13 protein-coding genes and 1 other annotated feature are annotated in these 16259 nt (G+C 54.4%); of the genes, 2 read left to right on the forward strand and 11 right to left on the reverse strand.

What is annotated here, in order from left to right; genetic code table 11:
- The 5 genes from ACTNCH_RS02525 to ACTNCH_RS02545 all read right to left on the reverse strand — a co-directional run bounded on the left by ACTNCH_RS02525 (window position 1) and on the right by ACTNCH_RS02545 (window position 6265).
- A complete protein-coding gene (locus ACTNCH_RS02525) occupies window positions 1-366 on the reverse strand; it encodes a DUF2304 domain-containing protein (protein ID WP_441015067.1) in 366 nt (121 codons plus the stop codon).
- Window positions 363-1064 (reverse strand): glycosyltransferase family 2 protein, encoded by a 702-nt coding sequence (locus ACTNCH_RS02530; RefSeq protein WP_441015065.1) that lies wholly within the window; start codon window positions 1062-1064, stop codon window positions 363-365. The genes ACTNCH_RS02525 and ACTNCH_RS02530 overlap by 4 nt, the downstream gene beginning before the upstream one ends.
- 206 nt (window positions 1065-1270) lie before the next feature.
- Window positions 1271-2017, reverse strand: coding sequence for a glycosyltransferase family 2 protein (locus ACTNCH_RS02535; RefSeq protein ID WP_441015063.1), 747 nt, complete (start codon window positions 2015-2017; stop codon window positions 1271-1273).
- A gap of 4 nt (window positions 2018-2021) precedes the next feature.
- Window positions 2022-3224: a glycosyltransferase gene (locus tag ACTNCH_RS02540; protein WP_441015061.1), complete on the reverse strand. Its 1203-nt coding sequence runs from the start codon at window positions 3222-3224 to the stop codon at window positions 2022-2024.
- A gap of 11 nt (window positions 3225-3235) precedes the next feature.
- Window positions 3236-6265, reverse strand: coding sequence for a fucose pyrophosphorylase domain-containing protein (locus ACTNCH_RS02545; protein WP_441015059.1), 3030 nt, complete (start codon window positions 6263-6265; stop codon window positions 3236-3238).
- 151 nt (window positions 6266-6416) lie between these two features.
- Between ACTNCH_RS02545 and ACTNCH_RS02550 the strand changes: the two genes are divergently transcribed.
- Complete coding sequence (locus ACTNCH_RS02550) at window positions 6417-7163, forward strand: hypothetical protein (RefSeq protein WP_441015057.1); 747 nt, start codon at window positions 6417-6419, stop codon at window positions 7161-7163.
- 33 nt (window positions 7164-7196) lie between these two features.
- On the forward strand, window positions 7197-9716 hold the full coding sequence (locus ACTNCH_RS02555; protein ID WP_441015055.1) for a YfhO family protein: 2520 nt from the start codon (window positions 7197-7199) through the stop codon (window positions 9714-9716).
- A gap of 2 nt (window positions 9717-9718) precedes the next feature.
- Here the strand turns inward: ACTNCH_RS02555 and ACTNCH_RS02560 are convergent, their stop codons facing one another.
- The 6 genes from ACTNCH_RS02560 to ACTNCH_RS02585 form a co-directional block, all read right to left on the reverse strand.
- Entirely contained in the window at window positions 9719-10528 is an 810-nt protein-coding gene (locus ACTNCH_RS02560; RefSeq protein ID WP_441015053.1) for an ABC transporter ATP-binding protein, read from the reverse strand.
- The gene (locus tag ACTNCH_RS02565; protein ID WP_441015051.1) at window positions 10528-11451 is read right to left on the reverse strand and encodes an ABC transporter permease; all 924 of its coding nucleotides are present in this window, start codon (window positions 11449-11451) and stop codon (window positions 10528-10530) included. The genes ACTNCH_RS02560 and ACTNCH_RS02565 overlap by 1 nt, the downstream gene beginning before the upstream one ends.
- Window positions 11452-11541: 90 nt before the next feature.
- Entirely contained in the window at window positions 11542-12600 is a 1059-nt protein-coding gene (locus ACTNCH_RS02570; RefSeq protein WP_441015049.1) for an ABC transporter substrate-binding protein, read from the reverse strand.
- Between the two features lie 263 nt (window positions 12601-12863).
- Window positions 12864-13122 (reverse strand) — a binding site (T-box leader).
- A 104-nt stretch (window positions 13123-13226) separates the two neighbouring features.
- A complete protein-coding gene (locus ACTNCH_RS02575; RefSeq protein WP_441015047.1) occupies window positions 13227-14297 on the reverse strand; it encodes a glycosyltransferase in 1071 nt (356 codons plus the stop codon).
- A complete protein-coding gene (locus tag ACTNCH_RS02580; protein ID WP_441015045.1) occupies window positions 14284-15258 on the reverse strand; it encodes a glycosyltransferase family 2 protein in 975 nt (324 codons plus the stop codon). Before ACTNCH_RS02580 ends, ACTNCH_RS02575 begins: the two co-directional genes overlap by 14 nt.
- The gene (locus tag ACTNCH_RS02585) at window positions 15251-16258 is read right to left on the reverse strand and encodes a glycosyltransferase family 2 protein (protein ID WP_441015043.1); all 1008 of its coding nucleotides are present in this window, start codon (window positions 16256-16258) and stop codon (window positions 15251-15253) included. Before ACTNCH_RS02585 ends, ACTNCH_RS02580 begins: the two co-directional genes overlap by 8 nt.
- Window position 16259 lies beyond the last annotated feature (1 nt).

Below are 16259 nucleotides of genomic sequence, written 5' to 3' on the forward strand. Positions count from 1 at the left end.
TTACTCTCCCTTCTTTTGCTCTTTCAGCTCGTCTGCCCGCTCTTTTTCCTCCAGAGCCAGTTCCTGGGTCAGATCCTTTACTTTATTTTCCAGTGTGGACAGCTCGATGGTCATCATAAACAGCTTCAGAAGCAGGATAAAGATAAAGACCATAAATACAAAGTTTACCGGAAGCTGCATTCCCAGCAGTCTGGTGAACAGAGTCACCAGCCAGGGGAACAGGCTGATGAGCACCAGCACTCCCGCAAAGATAATCCAGAAGATCGCGTATTCGATCTGCAGCTTAGACTGACGTATTTTTTTCAGAATATAATAGGTGCTGAGCAGAGATACCACAATCAGCACGATACGGAATACCGATGTCATGAGACCTTCACCTCCCTGCGCTTCCGGAAGTTCTGGATAAACAGAATCGACAGCAGCATCCGGAGCATATACATCATGGATTTTGTCATATTCAGGTAGCTTTCGCCCGCGATACGCTCGTCCATCTCGGCCTGTACCTCAGCAATGGTTGCCCCCTGCTTTAACAGATAGGATACCGTATCCGGCTCCGGCCCGTAATTCAGATTCAGGGCGAATTCCGCAATCATCTTCTTGTTGAACATCCGCATACCGGAGGTCGGATCCTTTACCCGTCTTCCGGTGGTCAGCTTCATGGCTGCGGAGATCATGTTGCTGCCCAGCATCCGTAAGGTATGGGGCTTTTTCTTGTCCACAAACCGGGACGCAATGACAATATCATAGCCCTCACGGATCTTCTCCAGCATGGGGGCAATGTATTCGGGACGGTGCTGTCCGTCCGCGTCAAACTGGATCGCGTAATCGTAGCCCTTCCGATAGGCGTATTTCAGACCTGTCTGAAAGGCTCCGGCCAGTCCCAGGTTCACCGGCAGATCCAGCAGCTCGTAGCCATGCTTCCGGCAAATCTTCGCCGTGCTGTCTGTGGAACCGTCGTTGACCACCACGTAATCATACATGGGATAATTATTTTTCAGGTTTTCCACCACGCGCGCAATGTTCTCTTCCTCATTGTACGCTGGGATAATAACCAGACATTTCATCGGTGTGTCTCCTTTTAAGTCGTCCAGGCATGCAGCTCAATTTGCCCCAGGGCACTTTCTCGCTCTTCGAGCTCACCTTGTCGCTTCGCTTCATCTCGCTGGCGGGCTGCGCCCTATGAACGTACAAACAGAAACTGTCGCTTACGTGCCAGCACGACGCGCCTGTTTCTGTTTGCACGTTCGCATGCCTTAGTGTATGTCACATTTTACATCTTTTTTACGAACTGCGCAAGCACTCTTAGGGTTCTGCATAAATCTGTGAACCAGGCGCACCGCACCCCATTCTCACGAAGCGCCCGGTGTCCCTCCTTCATGCCGGCCAGATAAGCCCCCAGGCTGTTCGTGCTGGTGCCTCCGTGGGCCATGTAAATCAGCACCTCCGGCAGATAGGACAGCTTCACCTGATTGTCCTTTAAAATCCGGATCATGAACTCATAATCGGCGGAAATCCGGTAGTCGGTCTTGTAGAAGCCATATTTGTCATAAACGTCCTTTTTCAGATACAGGGTAGGGTGTCCGGGCATCCAGCCAAACCGGATCTTTCCCTGTCCCTGGTGCCACCAACGCACCACCTTGTCCCCCTCCATATAGTAGAGGTCGCCGTGTACGCCGTCGGTTCCTTCCTGCTCCATAATCGCCACCATCTTGCTGATCACGTCCGGCCCTGCGTATTGATCGAAGCAGCAGCCCAGGATATCTCCGGTGGACAGACGGATTCCCTTATTGATTGCGTCATAAATTCCCTTATCCTTTTCGGAAATCCAGACCAGGCGATCCCCGAAATATTCCGCCGCTTCCTCAATCACTTCCCGGGTGCCGTCGGTAGAACCGCCGTCCACGATAACATATTCGATATTATCATAGTCCTGGTTCTTTACCTGCGCTATGGTTTTTTTCAGATTTTCTTTATCATTATAGGTTGTCGTAATAATCGAAACCTTTGGATTTTCCATAATTTTACTCCTCTAACAGCTTCGCGTACAGCTTCAGATAATCCTGAAACCGATCGTTTTTGTCATAGTGGGCAGCCTTTGCAAGACAGGCCTCCCGCTTATCCGGCTCCGATCGCATGGCTTTCACCGCCGCCTCCAGGGCTTCCGTATCCCCCTTGGGAACCACCTTGCCGCAGCTTTCGTCCACAGATTCCACGCTTCCTCCGGTGGCAAAGGTAATGACCGGGGTTCCGCAGGCCAGAGCCTCCAGATTCGTCGTGGGGAAGGTATCCTCCAGGGTGGTATTCACATAGGCGTCTGCCATGGAATAGTACTCCGCCAGCTCCTCCATGCTGTTGGTACGCATAACTCCGTGAATCTTCGGGTGCAGCTTTTTCATCTTCCGCTTCGATAAACCGATTAAAATAATCTGATAGTCACCGGGCAGCCGATCCGCCAGCTGTTCAAAATAAGCATAACCCTTCCGCTCCTCCCACATACTTGCCACGCCCAGGAGAATGTATTTTCCCTCGAAGCCCAGCTTTTTGCGGAGTCCCTTATCCACCGGATGAAATTTATCCAGGGCGATCCCGTTGGGAATCACCTGCACCGGATACTCTCCCAGATAAGACTCTCTTGCGTAGCCTGCCAGCCACCGGGAGGGCGTCACCACCGTCAGGGAGGGCACGCCGGTAAAGGCTTCCTTTTTTCTCCGGTAATTAGAGGCTGTATTGTCCTTAAACAAAGCATAAGGATAGACGCTGCGGTACTGGGGGCAGCTTCCGCAGCCCGTCTTCCATTTCATACAGCCGATATAATCAAAATGGGCGCAATGTCCCGTAAAGCTCCAGCAGTCATGTAGCGTCCAGACCACTGGCTTCCCGGCCTGCTTCAGATATCGGAACAGCTGCTCCACGTCCAGATAAAAGCCGTGGATATTGTGGAGATGAATGATATCCGGGTCGTATTCCCTGATCTTTTCTATCAGTCTGCCCGTCTGCTTTTTAGAAGCAAAGCCGTGCTCCCCCCGGAAAAAGGTATGAAGCACATGGAAGCCCATGTCCAGGTCCGTTCCGAATTTATACGTGGGGATTTCCTCCGGCCCGGTCCGGCGGCCAAAGGCCACCATTCCCTCGTCTCCCTGTTCCTCCAGGGCATGTACGATATCCACCGTGATACGGCCCACGCTGCCGCTTCCGCAGATGGTATTGATCTGTAATACTTTCAAAATGATACTCCTTATACTAACTCACAGTCCCATACGTCCACGCCGCTGTCCTGGAACACGCTGCGGATCCGCTCCCGGAGCTGCTCCTTCGTGCAGCCCTTTTTCAGAATAGCCTGCAGGAAGCCGCCTCCGCCGGCGCCGCAGATCATCCGGGCCTCTAATAGATCCTCGCAGCTTAGGAAAATCTGATCGATACAGGTATTGGTGCTGCCGCCGTCCAGACGTCTGGACAACTCCCAGTGCCGCTCCAAAAGCTCCGCGAAACCGTCAATATTGCCCTTCTCCAGCTCAAACTTCATCAGAACCGCCACCTGCTGAATCTCATAAAGCACCTGCAGGGAATTGGGATTGGAACCGATATAGCCGCCGACCACCTCCCGGAGCAGATTCCGGGCAAGCCTGCGCTGCCCCGTATAAATCAGTACAAACCGGTCCTTCAGCTCCTGAAGCGCCTCCGCCGGAATCTGAAGATGCTGGACTTCGATATTCTGCATCAGTCCCGGTCTGGTCGTCACCAGCTTGATTCCATCGGTGAGACCGCCCACCTGATCCTGCCAGCCGCCTCCGGTGCTCATGAGCTGCTCCATACAGAGCACATGGGTATATAATTCATTTTCGGTCACTTCTTTGCCGATATATTCAAAAATAGCTTTCACACAGGCGCCGGACAGAATACTGCTGGTGCCAAGGCCGGAGCCTCTGGGAATTCCCATGACAGCAGTGGACAGATAAAGACCTCCGCCCAGCTTTTCCAGAATCTCCTCCAGGGAGGCTTTCCGGTTCAGGGGCACAATCCCGCAGGCCAGAAGGGCCGCCTTGTGAAGGGCATAGGTATCAAAGGGATCCCTGCAGTTCTGAAGCGCGCTTACGTCTGTAAACTCATCGTAAGCGCCGGAATCCGTGCTGGCCAGGGCGATACAGGGCTTATCCAGCTTCTTCACCGTCACCACCACCGGAAGAATTCCGTTCAGCTTCGCAGCCGCATTGAGCACCGTACCGCCGTGCTCATTGCAGTAGGGCGGCGTATCGGACCAGCCGCCGCCGAAGTTTACGCGGATAGGCAGCTTCACTGTCACTTCGTCCCGGGTAATATGATAGGCTTCCTCTGCAGGAGTCTTCCCGATACTGGCCTCGTATAAGCTGTCGCAGAGGTAGCGGAAGCACTGGTTTTCCAGGTCCTCGCTGATCTGCCCGGCGGTCATTTTCGATAAGTAATAATAGATCCGCATGCGGATACCAAACGGAGACTCCTCCGCGATTTTCCGAAGCTTCTCCACCTGGGAAGCCGTCACGCCCTGCTTGCCGAAAACGGCCCGGGTCTCTTCGATACTCTTTCGCTCCTCCAGCGCCAGCAGAAACCGGGTAATCCGAACCTGGGTGCCAAGCTTGGCCTGCCATGCGGTGATTTCCTTCACATCAGCCTGCTCAAAGCTTTCCCGGAGGCTCAGGCGCTTCACGGACGCATACCAGGCAAGCTGGCTCCCGTCGGCCCGCCCCTCCGCGATGGCCAGGATCCTCATGGCTGCCGTCACGGCTTCCTCTATGGTATCGCAGACCGGATACAGTCTGGCTGTCCAGAGATAATGGCTACCGCCCTCCTGCTCCCACAGTTCCTCCTTCGAAAGTCTGCTGTTTTCCAGGAAATCCGGAAGCGTACCACCCAGGAACGCACCGTCCTCCTCCAGCGTCACCTTCGGATTGTCCCGCACGCCATAGACGCGCACTACGAATCTGCCGTCCTTCTGCTTCAGGCCATGCAGCACCGTGTTCGCCGGAACCTGCTCACCCCGCAGCGTCACCGCAGAAATAACGCAGGACTCGCCTACCTCCGTACCGTCGTAGATATAGCTGTCCTCAATATAAGAGGATTCCGCAATCCTCGTATGCTTTTCAATATAGCTGTTGCTGCAGGCATTTCCGTCTTCCGATTCTTCCACGCCCAGAACCTGACGCTTCCAGTCCAGGAATTCGTAATTGTCAATCTCCTCGGTCACCAGCCCAAGCAGCTCATGGGTCGTCCCGAAATGGATAAACTGGGCCGGGGACAGGCACAAAAGCTTCAGGGAATAGGGGTGCAGCATCTCCCAGATCTCCTTCCGGCAGGCAAGCAGCTCCGGACAGAACTCTCCCTCCGGCTTTTCCTTCAAAAACTGTTCCAGGGTAGACCGGGACGCCAGCGGATACAGGAAATCCCCGTAAAAGCTGATACGTGCCCGTTCATTTACAAAGCGGTTGTATTTTTCCGGAATGATTTTCCCGTTTTCTCCAATCAGGGAAAACAGGCTTTCCAGAAGATCGCAGTCCAGCATGATAGCTCCCGTATCCAGATCCACCGCGCCCTGGCTGTTCACCGCGCCCAGACTGCGCAGCTGCTCCTCGCTCTGCTTATGGAGGAAATTGGCCACATAGCCGCTCTCATCCCCCAGAAATACGCCGTGATCCTTACCGGTCTCCACATCCTCCTTGATGGAGATTGCCGCCGCCCCATGGAAGGTAAAATCAATCTGCAGCGGATTGAACAACAGCAGCACATCGCCGGATAGCACCAGCATACCTTCCTTAAACCGGGAGGGCATCCCTGACATTCCCACAATAAACTCGTCAAACAGGGTAGAACGCCGTCCGTCGGGCAGCTCCCTGGGCACCGGGGAGAACAGCTTGCCGCAGGCAGAATACTGGGGCACCCGCTTGGAATCTCCACCGGAATGAATCACCAGGATCCGCTTGCCCCGGAAAAACTGCGCGTCCTCGCCCTGCTCGCTTAAATACTTCATCACATGGAAGGTAGCTCCGCCGCTTCCCACACGCTGTCCGTCCGGATCGGGCAGCACCCGGTATCTGGTCTCCTCCGGCAGCCGTCCCGCCGCCAGCCGGGCGTCAATCTGCGCCTGATAGGCGTCCGCCTGCTCCTCGTTGGAAGCCGTCAGAATCACGTAGTCCCAGTGGATAAAATACTTCCTGGTCAGGGATTTTTCATACTCCTCCCAGGCGTCCTGATAGCTTTGTCTTAAAAACAGATTCTTAATTTTCTGTGGTTTCATAAGTTCTCCCTTGTGTGTATTTCGCTGTAATGCTATAATGCGCATGATATCAATAGAAAAGGAAAGGTAACCGCAGCTGTGGAATCAGTTCGCAGCTACGGCAGGGTATACTATGTTAATAATACAACCATCCGGTGGTTTATGCAATAGGATGCGCGTGATAAATTCCGCCAGAGAGCTGGCGAAGCGCAGAAAGGAAAAGCTTATCATTCTCTGGTATCTGAATCCGGAGCTGAACTGTACCTTTGAGGATCTGTTCCTGCCCCTTCACGAGCCGGACATTACCCTTATCAATATCCGCTCCTTAAAGGATCCCCGGAAGCTGTATTATCAGCTTTCCGCCTCCCAGCGCTTCGGAAATGAGGATATTTTGAACAACAAAACCGACGGCACTCTGAATGACGCCTTCTATCAGACCCTGAAAAAACGGGTTTACATCTTCACCTGGGAGCATTTTTATCCCTCGAAGGATTACTCCCTTTACGCTCCCACCGCCGCGCTCCGGGAGCGGATTGACGCCTTTACGAAGGACTTTGCGCCCCGCTGCGTAGGCGTCCATATCCGCCGCACAGACAATGCGGTTTCCATGGGAAAAAGCACGACGGATCAGTTCATCGCCCTGATGGAGCAGGAGCTTCTGACCCACCCGGAAACCCGATTTTTCCTGGCTACCGACGACCAGAGCGAGGAAGATCTGCTCCGCAGCCGCTTCCCGGGCAAAATCATCAGCAACCAGAGCCGCACCATTGACCGCAACTCCGTGGCGGGCATGCACGACGCCCTGCTGGATCTGTACTGCCTGGCCGCCAGCGATAAAATCATCGGCAGCTACTGGAGCTCCTTCACAGACACCGCCGCCGATATGCGCGGTATCGAAAAGGTAATCGCAGGCGAATAAGCCACCGTTCATCATGACATCTAAGGAGATTTTATGACTCGTAAATGGATTTACCCGGTGCTTCTGACCGGACTTTTTATACTGCTTCTTCAGCTGTCCCTTCCCGCCGGCTGCGTCTACGGTTCCACCACAGACTGGCTCAGCCAGCACACGTCTCTGGCCGAGACCATACGCACAGCCATGCGGGAACAGCACACCCTGCTTCCCACCTGGCTTTCTCTCGGCGGCGGAAGCAACGGCTTTCAATTTTCCTACTACGGATACCTCAGGCCGGACGTCCTTATCGGCTGTCTTCTGCCCTCTGTACCCATGTACCGGATCGTCATCGCCTATGCCCTGGGCGGCTACCTGGCCAGCGTCCTTTTGTTCTATCTGCTGCTGAGACGCCATGGGCTTTCCGGCTTTGATGCCTTTATGGGAAGCGTTCTCTTTCTGACCGCTTCCTGTTTTTTCCATACGCACCGTCAGCTCATGTTTGTCAACTATATGCCCTTCCTGCTGCTGGCCCTGCTTTCTGTCCAGAAGCAATCCCACCGGATGCCGGCCCTGCTGCCCCTGTGGATGCTGCTCATCTGCCTCCACAGCTTTTATTATGCCCCGGCCTGCTTCGTAGTGATCGGCTGGTACTGGATCTGGCTCCAGGGCAGCCGGTTTTTCCGCCCCTGGTTTATCTCCTGCGCCCTGGGCGGCTTCATGGCCTTTTCCCTGCTTCTTCCCACCGGTCTGTCCATACTGGAGCACCGGCGGTCTTCCGCCTCGGGCGACGCGGGGCTTACCACCTTCTTTGAGGATTTCCAGTCCCTGCTCTACAGCTCCTACGGCCTGGGCGTGACGCTCTTGGTCCTGTATCTGCTGCTATTGGGTGTGGGCATCCGGAGATACCGGAGAGTCAGCCTGATCTTTCTTCTGCTGTTTCTCTGGGGCGGTATTTCCTACCTGCTGAACGCCACCCTGTATGCCCGGGCTAAAATCCTCATGCCCTTCCTGCCCCTGCTTCTTTTGCACTGCTCCTCACTGATGTCAGATCTGAAAAACGGACGCGAACGCTTTCGGCTCTGGCCCTTCCCGCTGATCCTTGCGGTTATCCTCCGCTATCTGCATAAGAGCTACTGGAACCTGGTCCTGGCAGATTTTCTCTTCCTGCTGGCCGCCGTGCTGCTGATTCTGGTGGTGGCGGAGGAAAAGGAGGAGGCTGCCCACGGCGCCGCTCCCCTTGCCGGAGCTCACGCCCGGTATCTGCTGTGCCGTTTTTCCTTTCTCTGTCTGCTGCTTATGCCCTGCCTGTTCTTCCTGCGCGCGGCGTCCAAGGAGGAATTCGTAACCCAGGCAGATATGGCGGAGGCTCTGGAGGAACCGGATCTGACGCTGTATACCGACTCTCTGTACCGCTACGATTCACTGGTGCACCCGCTGGTAAACAGTAACCGGGACGCTTCCCTGGCCCGGAGCAAAAGTTCCATGTATTCCTCCGTCTACAGCAACGCCTATTCGCAGGTTTACTATGACTACCTGAAGACTCCGGTGCAGATCAACAACCGTCTGGCGATTTTGAGCGCCGGCAATCCGTTCCTTTTACATTTTATGGGCGTCCGCTATCTGGAAACCAGTCCCTCCCAGGTGCCTGCCGGCTATCAGGTTCTCTGGGAAAATGGCGACACTGCCATTTCAGAAAACAGCTCCGTCCTGCCCATGGCCTACCTGACGGACGATACCATGAGCGACAGCCTGTTTCACCGTATCCTGGGCTGGGAACAGGCGGAAGCCCTGACACGTACCACCATCATTCCCGCGGAGGAGGCAGACGCTTCCACGCTTTCAAAAAAGGCTTCTTCTGACCGGGAATCGGGCTGGCAAACCAAAATCCGCTACTATCAGCCTCTCTGGTCTGTGAAGGAGATTCCGGCCACGGTACAGCTTTCGGCCTCCGGCGACAGCAAAAACCGTTCCTACGATATCCGGACCAGCCGGGACAGCACCGTCACCCTGACCTTCAAGCAGCCCATAAAGGAGCAGCTCCTGCTTCTGAAATTCGATGTGGTCAACCACACCGGAAAGGCTGTCACCATCACCATCAACGGTGTGAAAAACAAGCTGTCTGCCCCCGGCGCCGCCTATCCCAACGGAAATGAAACCTTCCAGTATCAGTTCCTGGCTTCCGCCGAGAAGGAACTTACAAAATTAAAAATCAAGCTGCCCAAAGGGCATTACACCCTGAAAAATATCCGGTTCGGTCTTCTGGACGCTTCGGTTTTTCAGGAAAAAAGCTGGAATTCTGTGGAATCACTGGATACAGAGAAAAACGAAATCCTCGCCTGCCGCGCTTCGACAGACGAGGATACCTGGTTCGTTACTTCCATTCCCATGCAGAAGGGAATGACGCTTTTCGTGGACGGTGAGAAGACTGATCTGGTCACCGTCAATACCGCCTTTGCGGGCGCAAGGCTGACTGCCGGAGAGCATGAGATCCGGCTGTGCTTCGATCCGCCCGGCATGAAGGCCGGGATTTGGATCAGTATGTTGGCTGGAATTGTGTGGCTGGCACTTCTTATTTGATTTTACTGTGCCGCGTCGGAAAGCAGGATTCTGTCATTGTCCAGCTCATGGCCCGCTCCTGCCTTGAAGCGGGTCAGCAAATCTTCTACGGTCATGGACTTTCGTTCTTCTCCACCCACATCCAGCACAATCCTGCCATCGGCCATCATCAGGGTCCGGTTACCCAGCTCCAGGGCCTGGCGCATATTATGGGTGATCATCATGCAGGTAAGCTTCTCCTTCTCCACGATATTCTTCGTCAGCTCCAGCACCTTCTCCGCCGTACCCGGATCCAGCGCCGCCGTATGCTCATCCAGGAGCAGAAGCTTCGGCGTCACCAGTGTGGACATGAGAAGAGTCAGGGCCTGACGCTGTCCGCCGGAGAGAAGGCCCACCGGCTGCTTCATCCGATCCTCCAGTCCCATGTTCAGGAGAGCCAGACGCTCCCGGAACAGCTCCTTATCCTTTTTGGAAATGCGGGAAAAGGCCGAGGTTCCCTTGACCGTACGCAAGTACGCCAGCGCCAGATTTTCTTCGATGGTCATACCCGGCGCAGTTCCCTTTAAGGGATCCTGGAACAGGCGGCCGATAAAACGGCTGCGCTTGTACTCCGGCAGAAAGGTGATATCCTCCCCGTCCAGAAGCACCGCTCCCTCGTCCACATAGAAGCCTCCCGCTATAGCGTTGAACAGTGTGGATTTTCCGGCTCCGTTGGAACCGATGATGGTCACAAAATCTCCATGGTTCAGGTGCAGGGAGAGGCCGGACAGGGCGTTCTTCGCATTGACCGTCCCCGGATTAAAGGTTTTCGATATATTCTGAAGATCCAGCATTACGCGCGGCCTCCTTTCGTCCTGTACGCCATTTTCCGTTCATTTTTCCGCTTCTGGAAAGCAATCCAGTTTTTCATGGTCGGGAACGCGATGGCAAGCGCCACAATCACTGCTGTCACCAGCTTCAGTCCCTGCACCGGCATGATCTTTGTATACAATACGATGGCGTAGATAAAACGATAGATAATGGAACCAAGCACCGCGGCCACGGCTCCCTTTACGACGCTTCTTCGTCCCAGCATTGTCTCACCGATAATCAGACAGGCCAGACCAATCACCACGATACCGGTTCCGCCGTTGATGTCGGCAGTATTCTGGTACTGGCCCACCATGGCGCCGGAGAGAGCCGTCAGCGCGTTGGCCACGCACAGGCCTACGGTGATGGTAAAGGTCGGATTTACCGAGGAAGCCCGCACCATATCGATGTTATCGCCGGTGGCCCGGATAGACAGGCCGAGACGGGTTCCCAGGAACAGCACCAGAAGGATTCCCGCCAGAATAACCACAGCTCCGGCCAGCAGCGCCTTGTACCAGGCCCCGCCGATTCCGGTCGCCTGAAACAGGGAAAAAATCGTCGCCGTCTTCAGCAGGCTCACATTGGCGCTCCATTTCATGACCATCAGGTTGATGGTATAAAGTCCCATGTTTGTGATGATACCGGCCAGAATGGACGGTACCCCCAGGCGGGTCTGCTGAAACGCAGTCACAAAGCCCGCGCAGACGCCGGCCGCCATAGCCGCCGGAACCGCCAGGAACGGATGTCCCGACGCCGCCATGGTAACAGAAACAGCCGTACCCAGAACAAAGCAGCCGTCCGTAGTCATATCGGCAATGTCCAGTACCCGGAAGCTCAGGAACAGAGCCATGGGGATTAGCGCGTACAGAAAGCCCAGCTCCAGGGCCGTTTGTAAAATATGTAACACAAAAACACCTCCATACAGAAACGCAGGCAGGACAATTGTGGCTGCCGCCCTAATTGCCCTGCTGCTATGCAAATTCAGATTTTATTTTTCTTATTCCTCAGTGGTCTGAACCTCGGTTACGCTGCCCAGGCTATCGAATACGGAAGCATCGATTCCAAGAGCTGCTGCGGTCTCCGTGTTGACTGTGATGATACCGCCCTCTGTCACGTAGTAATCCTCCAGTCCGTCCATGCCCTCTGTCATAGCTGTATAAGCAAGGTCTGCTGTCTGGGCGCCCAGGTCTGTGTAGTTGACGCCGCAGGTGGCGAAGGCTCCGTTTCTTACGAAGGAATCCGCTCCGGTGTAATGGGGGATACCTGCCTTAGCCAGATCCTCATAGATAGCCAACTCTGCCGCCATGATGACATTGTCCGTCGGTGTAAAGATGGCGTCTACCTTGTCGGCTACCAGAGCGGAGGCTGCCGCGATTACCTCGTCGTTGGTGTTGGCTGTCTGCTCGGTGTAGGAGATTCCCTTTGCGTCCAGATATGCCTTTGCGTCCGCAATCGGCTTGGTGGAGTTTGCCTCAGACAGGGAATAGAGAAGGCCCACATTCTTGAGATCCGGATTCTGTGCCAGCATCATTTCCATAATCTTATTGGTATCCAGGGCGTCGCTGGTTCCTGTCACGTAATCAATACCGGTCAGCTCTGCCGCCTCCGGATCGGAAATGGCTGCGAACACCACCGGGGTCTGGGTTTCCTGGGCACATACGGTCATAACCTGCGCTGCCAGGGTGGCAATGGGAATGATGGCGTCTACGCCGTCGGCGATGGCCTGGTCACCAATCTGCTTTAATGTGGTCTGGTCGTTCTGACCGGAATAAATCTCGTAATGGATGGTTACATTTTTATCCTTTGCAAGCTGATCCAGCTCTGCTGCCACTGCATTGGCAATCTCATCCAGGGATGCGTGATCCAGCTGCTTTACGATAGCTACGTTGTACTCTGCTGTATCGCCGGAAGCCGCTGTGTCTATACTCTCTGCCGCGGTATTGTCTGCCGCCGTATCCGCGGAGGTATCGGCCTTCGCTCCACAGCCAACCAGGGAACCTGTCAGTGCTGCCGCACAACCAAAAGCTACCAGTTTCTTCAGATTCATCTTCTTCATAATTTTGTTCTCCATTCTTTTTTTAATTTAGATGGCAGATGTAACAGCCCGCCTTGCCGGAGCCGACTGTCTGGAGGAAAGTATCATTCGTTCTACCCCGACAGGTAAATCCTGAGAACACTCCGTGTTCCCAGGCTCGCGGCTGTTCGCCGCATGTTCAGATGAAAATCCAAACCGGATGATGTGCAAGCACCTCCTCCGGCCCGGCTTTTCATCTGAACGCCTGGCTCATTAGGTATACGAAAAACGCCTTTACCCCATATACATGGGACAAAAGCGTCATATACTTCTGCGATACCACCCAAATTGACATTTCCTGCGAAATGTCCGCTCGCTACACGTACCATCATACGTGCCCCGATGGATAACGGGTGGGGTCCCGTCAGCTTCTACTTGATCGTTTTCCCGTTCAAAGCCGCCCTCCGAAGTCCATTCACCGACTGTCTCACGCTCCGTTTCCACCCTCCGGAACTCTCTGTAGATCCACATCTGTCCGCTACTACTCTTCTTCACAGGTTTCTCTGTTTGATGTTGTTTGTATTATATGCACGTTTTTCCGGTTTGTCAAGAGTTTTGTGAAAATTTATTTTATTAGTTTAGCTTATTAAAGTGGTGCTTTTTATTTCCTACTGCCTCTTATACTCCCTGCCCAGATAATACTGTACCTTAAAGAACACCAGCACCAGCCAGTAGCACAGGTTATAATGCCCCTTTTTCATCAGCCACAGATAAATCCTGATTGAAACCGACAGCTTATCCATGGTGTGCTTCTCCAGGGCCTCTTTTACCATCGCGTCCTCACAGATCCGCTTCACATTTGCCACCACGCTTTGGCGTCCGGACTGGTAATTCCGGTAGATCTCATTTTTCACGGCCAGCACTGCAAGCCCCAGAAAATCATTGCGGATCTGGGCCGTAAAGTCATAGACACCCTTGGCGTCTGAGATGGCCTGCAGACGTCCGCTTAAAAGCTTCGCCTTCTCGATATAGGAGCTGTCATACTGGCCTGTGATAGACTTCTGGTTGATCCAGTAATGATAGGGATAGAAATCCTGCACCACGCACAGCTTCCGGGTATCCAGAAGCACCGGGAAGGTGATCTGCAGATCCTCGCCCACCGCCACCCGGTTGTCGCAGAACTCCACATTTGCCTGCAGCAGGGATTTCCGGAACAGCTTGGTTACCCGGGCCGGCTGCAAGGTGCGTCCGAAGAAATAGCCGTCGTTGATGAGGGTCGGGAACAATGCCTCCAGCTCCTCCCGTTCGTACACAGCTTTCCTGAAATTGGAAATCTCATTCCGCTTCGGAATCTTCGGATCCTCAAAATCAAAGACCAGACCGCAGACCGTCACGTCCGCGTCCTCCCGCTCTGCCAGAGTCAGCATCCGCTCATACATATCCGGATCAATCCAGTCGTCGCTGTCCACAAATCCGATATAAGCTCCTTTTGCCAGCTCAAGGCCTGCCTTCCAGGCCGAGGTCAGACCGCCGTTTGGCTTATGGTGTACCCGGATATTGGTATAGCCTTCCGCATACCGGTCGCACAGGCTTCCGGAGGAATCCGTGGAGCCGTCATCCACCAGAATAATCTCCAGATCGGTTACGGTCTGATTTAAAATACTGTCCACACAGCGCTTCAGATATTGCTCCACATTGTAGACCGGAACAATCACGCTTAACTTCTTACTGTTTTCCATTTTCACTCTTCACCCGATTCAGTAATCTCCGATACAGCCCCGGACAGGCCAGAAACAGCCGGTAGCCTATCGCCGTCCGAAGGGGAAACTTTCCATACTTCTTCACACGCCGCAGGCCTTCGCGAATCAATGTCTGAATTTTTTCCTGCTGCTCTTCACTTCCGGAAAGCTGATCCCGCATGCCAAAATAGATATCAATGCTTCCGTCCGCCAGTGCCTGAAGTCCCGGTACCATAAGCTCCCGGTACCCCTTCTCTTCAAAGAAATCTATCCGCTCTGCCACAGCCGTCACCCAGTCCATCCGCCGGGGATTGAAGCCTCTGGTAATGCTCACCGGCGTCACAAAGTACCCATAAAGCGACCGATCCACATAGGCCGCCTGTCTCACCTTATCATAGATCCGGTAGGTGGTCGCCTCGTCCTCGTGAATTTTCCCAAGGGGATAACGGATTTCCTCGAACAGCTCTCGCCGGTACAGCTTGTTCCAGGCCACTACGAAATAAGCGCCGTCGGGAAGATAGAGATTCGCCAGCATCTCCCGACCTGTATACACGCGCGTCTCCCCGGTTCCATGCTCCGGGATTTTCTCGCCCCGCACGTACTCCCAGCGGCAGACGCTCAGATCGCTGCCGGTACGCTCGCAGGCCTCCAAAAGCCTTTCCAGAAAATCCGGCGCCAGATAATCATCGGAATCCACAAAGGCCAGCCACTGACCCTTCGCTACATCGATCCCTGCGTTTCGCGCCCCGGACAAGCCCTTATTTTCCTGATGAAGGACCCTTACCCGGGCGTCCTGTCTGGCGTATTCGTCGCAGATGGCCGGACAGTTATCCGGCGAACCGTCGTCCACCAGAAGGATTTCCGTATTCCGGTAAGTCTGATCCAGTACCGAATCCATACAGCGGCACAGATACTCCTCCACGTTGTAAACAGGAATAATTACTGATATCAAATCATGCATCTTCCGCTCTCTCCTCTTTTTCTGCGGCCTGCCTTGCCCTCACCAGCAGGGCGCGGAGCTCACAGAGCTGATAGGTCAGCCATTTCCAGCCTCTGCGCATACAGAAATGAATCACCCGGTAATCCAGCGCCTTCAGCGCCGCATTGGCTCCGGCCTCCCGAAGCTCCCCGTCCCGGCAATAGCCGCCGATTACCTCCAGCTTTTCCTTTTTCGTCTTCTCCCTGTCGAAGGGAAGCCCCTCCACATCGTCCAGCACGTCCTGAAGGAGTCTGGCGTTGATCACGCCGCTCTCGTCCGGATGCCCCGCCAGATCCTGATAGAAACTGCCGGTCTCCCGCCAGATACGCTTTGCAAGGGCCAGCCGGTCCGTCCGCTTCCGGGAGGACAGACTGGTTCCCGTCTCGTCCTGGATATAATGGCACAGCGCCGCCTTCACAATGGCGATTCCGTTGGCCCTTCTCATATAATCCAGATTGAACAGCAGATCCTCTCCAAGGCTTAAGGACTCGTCAAAGCGGCCTGCCAGCTCTCGTTTGTACAGCTTATTCCAGGGCATATTTAAGAAGCCCTGTCCGTAAAGCGCCAGGAAATTTTCTTCCCCGTTTTGCCCCGGCACCTCCGGAATCCGGATGATATCTCTTCCCTGATAATGATGGTGAAAACCGCAGATCGCCATATCGTCCTCGCCGATCCCTATCAGCAACTTCTCCACCATATCCGGCTCCACATAGTCGTCGCTGTCCGCAAAGAGCAGATACTCTCCCCTGGCCGCCTTGATTCCCGCATTCCGGGCCGAGGATACGCCTCCGTTTTCCTTATGAAGCACCCGGATTCCCGCATATTTCCCGGCCAGCTCGTCACAAAGCGCTCCGGATCCGTCCGGAGAACCGTCGTCCACCAGAATCAACTCCAGATCCTTCGCCGTCTGCGCCTGCAGACTCTCCACACAGCGCAGCAGCGTATCCCTGCTTTTATATACCGGTACAATCACACTTACCATA

The sequence above is a fragment of the Candidatus Merdisoma sp. HCP28S3_D10 genome, from assembly GCF_052065835.1.
Lineage (GTDB): Bacteria > Bacillota > Clostridia > Lachnospirales > Lachnospiraceae > Laedolimicola.

What these genes read in the sequence shown, in the direction of transcription:
- ACTNCH_RS02575 (WP_441015047.1), bottom strand. Translation starts at nt 14,297, where the DNA reads ATGGAAAACAGTAAGAAGTTAAGCGTGATTGTTCCGGTCTACAATGTG.
- ACTNCH_RS02550 (WP_441015057.1), top strand. Translation starts at nt 6,417, where the DNA reads ATGCGCGTGATAAATTCCGCCAGAGAGCTGGCGAAGCGCAGAAAGGAA.
- ACTNCH_RS02570 (WP_441015049.1), bottom strand. Translation starts at nt 12,600, where the DNA reads ATGAAGAAGATGAATCTGAAGAAACTGGTAGCTTTTGGTTGTGCGGCA.
- ACTNCH_RS02545 (WP_441015059.1), bottom strand. Translation starts at nt 6,265, where the DNA reads ATGAAACCACAGAAAATTAAGAATCTGTTTTTAAGACAAAGCTATCAG.
- ACTNCH_RS02530 (WP_441015065.1), bottom strand. Translation starts at nt 1,064, where the DNA reads ATGAAATGTCTGGTTATTATCCCAGCGTACAATGAGGAAGAGAACATT.
- ACTNCH_RS02535 (WP_441015063.1), bottom strand. Translation starts at nt 2,017, where the DNA reads ATGGAAAATCCAAAGGTTTCGATTATTACGACAACCTATAATGATAAA.
- ACTNCH_RS02585 (WP_441015043.1), bottom strand. Translation starts at nt 16,258, where the DNA reads ATGGTAAGTGTGATTGTACCGGTATATAAAAGCAGGGATACGCTGCTG.
- ACTNCH_RS02580 (WP_441015045.1), bottom strand. Translation starts at nt 15,258, where the DNA reads ATGCATGATTTGATATCAGTAATTATTCCTGTTTACAACGTGGAGGAG.
- ACTNCH_RS02560 (WP_441015053.1), bottom strand. Translation starts at nt 10,528, where the DNA reads ATGCTGGATCTTCAGAATATATCGAAAACCTTTAATCCGGGGACGGTC.
- ACTNCH_RS02525 (WP_441015067.1), bottom strand. Translation starts at nt 366, where the DNA reads ATGACATCGGTATTCCGTATCGTGCTGATTGTGGTATCTCTGCTCAGC.
- ACTNCH_RS02555 (WP_441015055.1), top strand. Translation starts at nt 7,197, where the DNA reads ATGACTCGTAAATGGATTTACCCGGTGCTTCTGACCGGACTTTTTATA.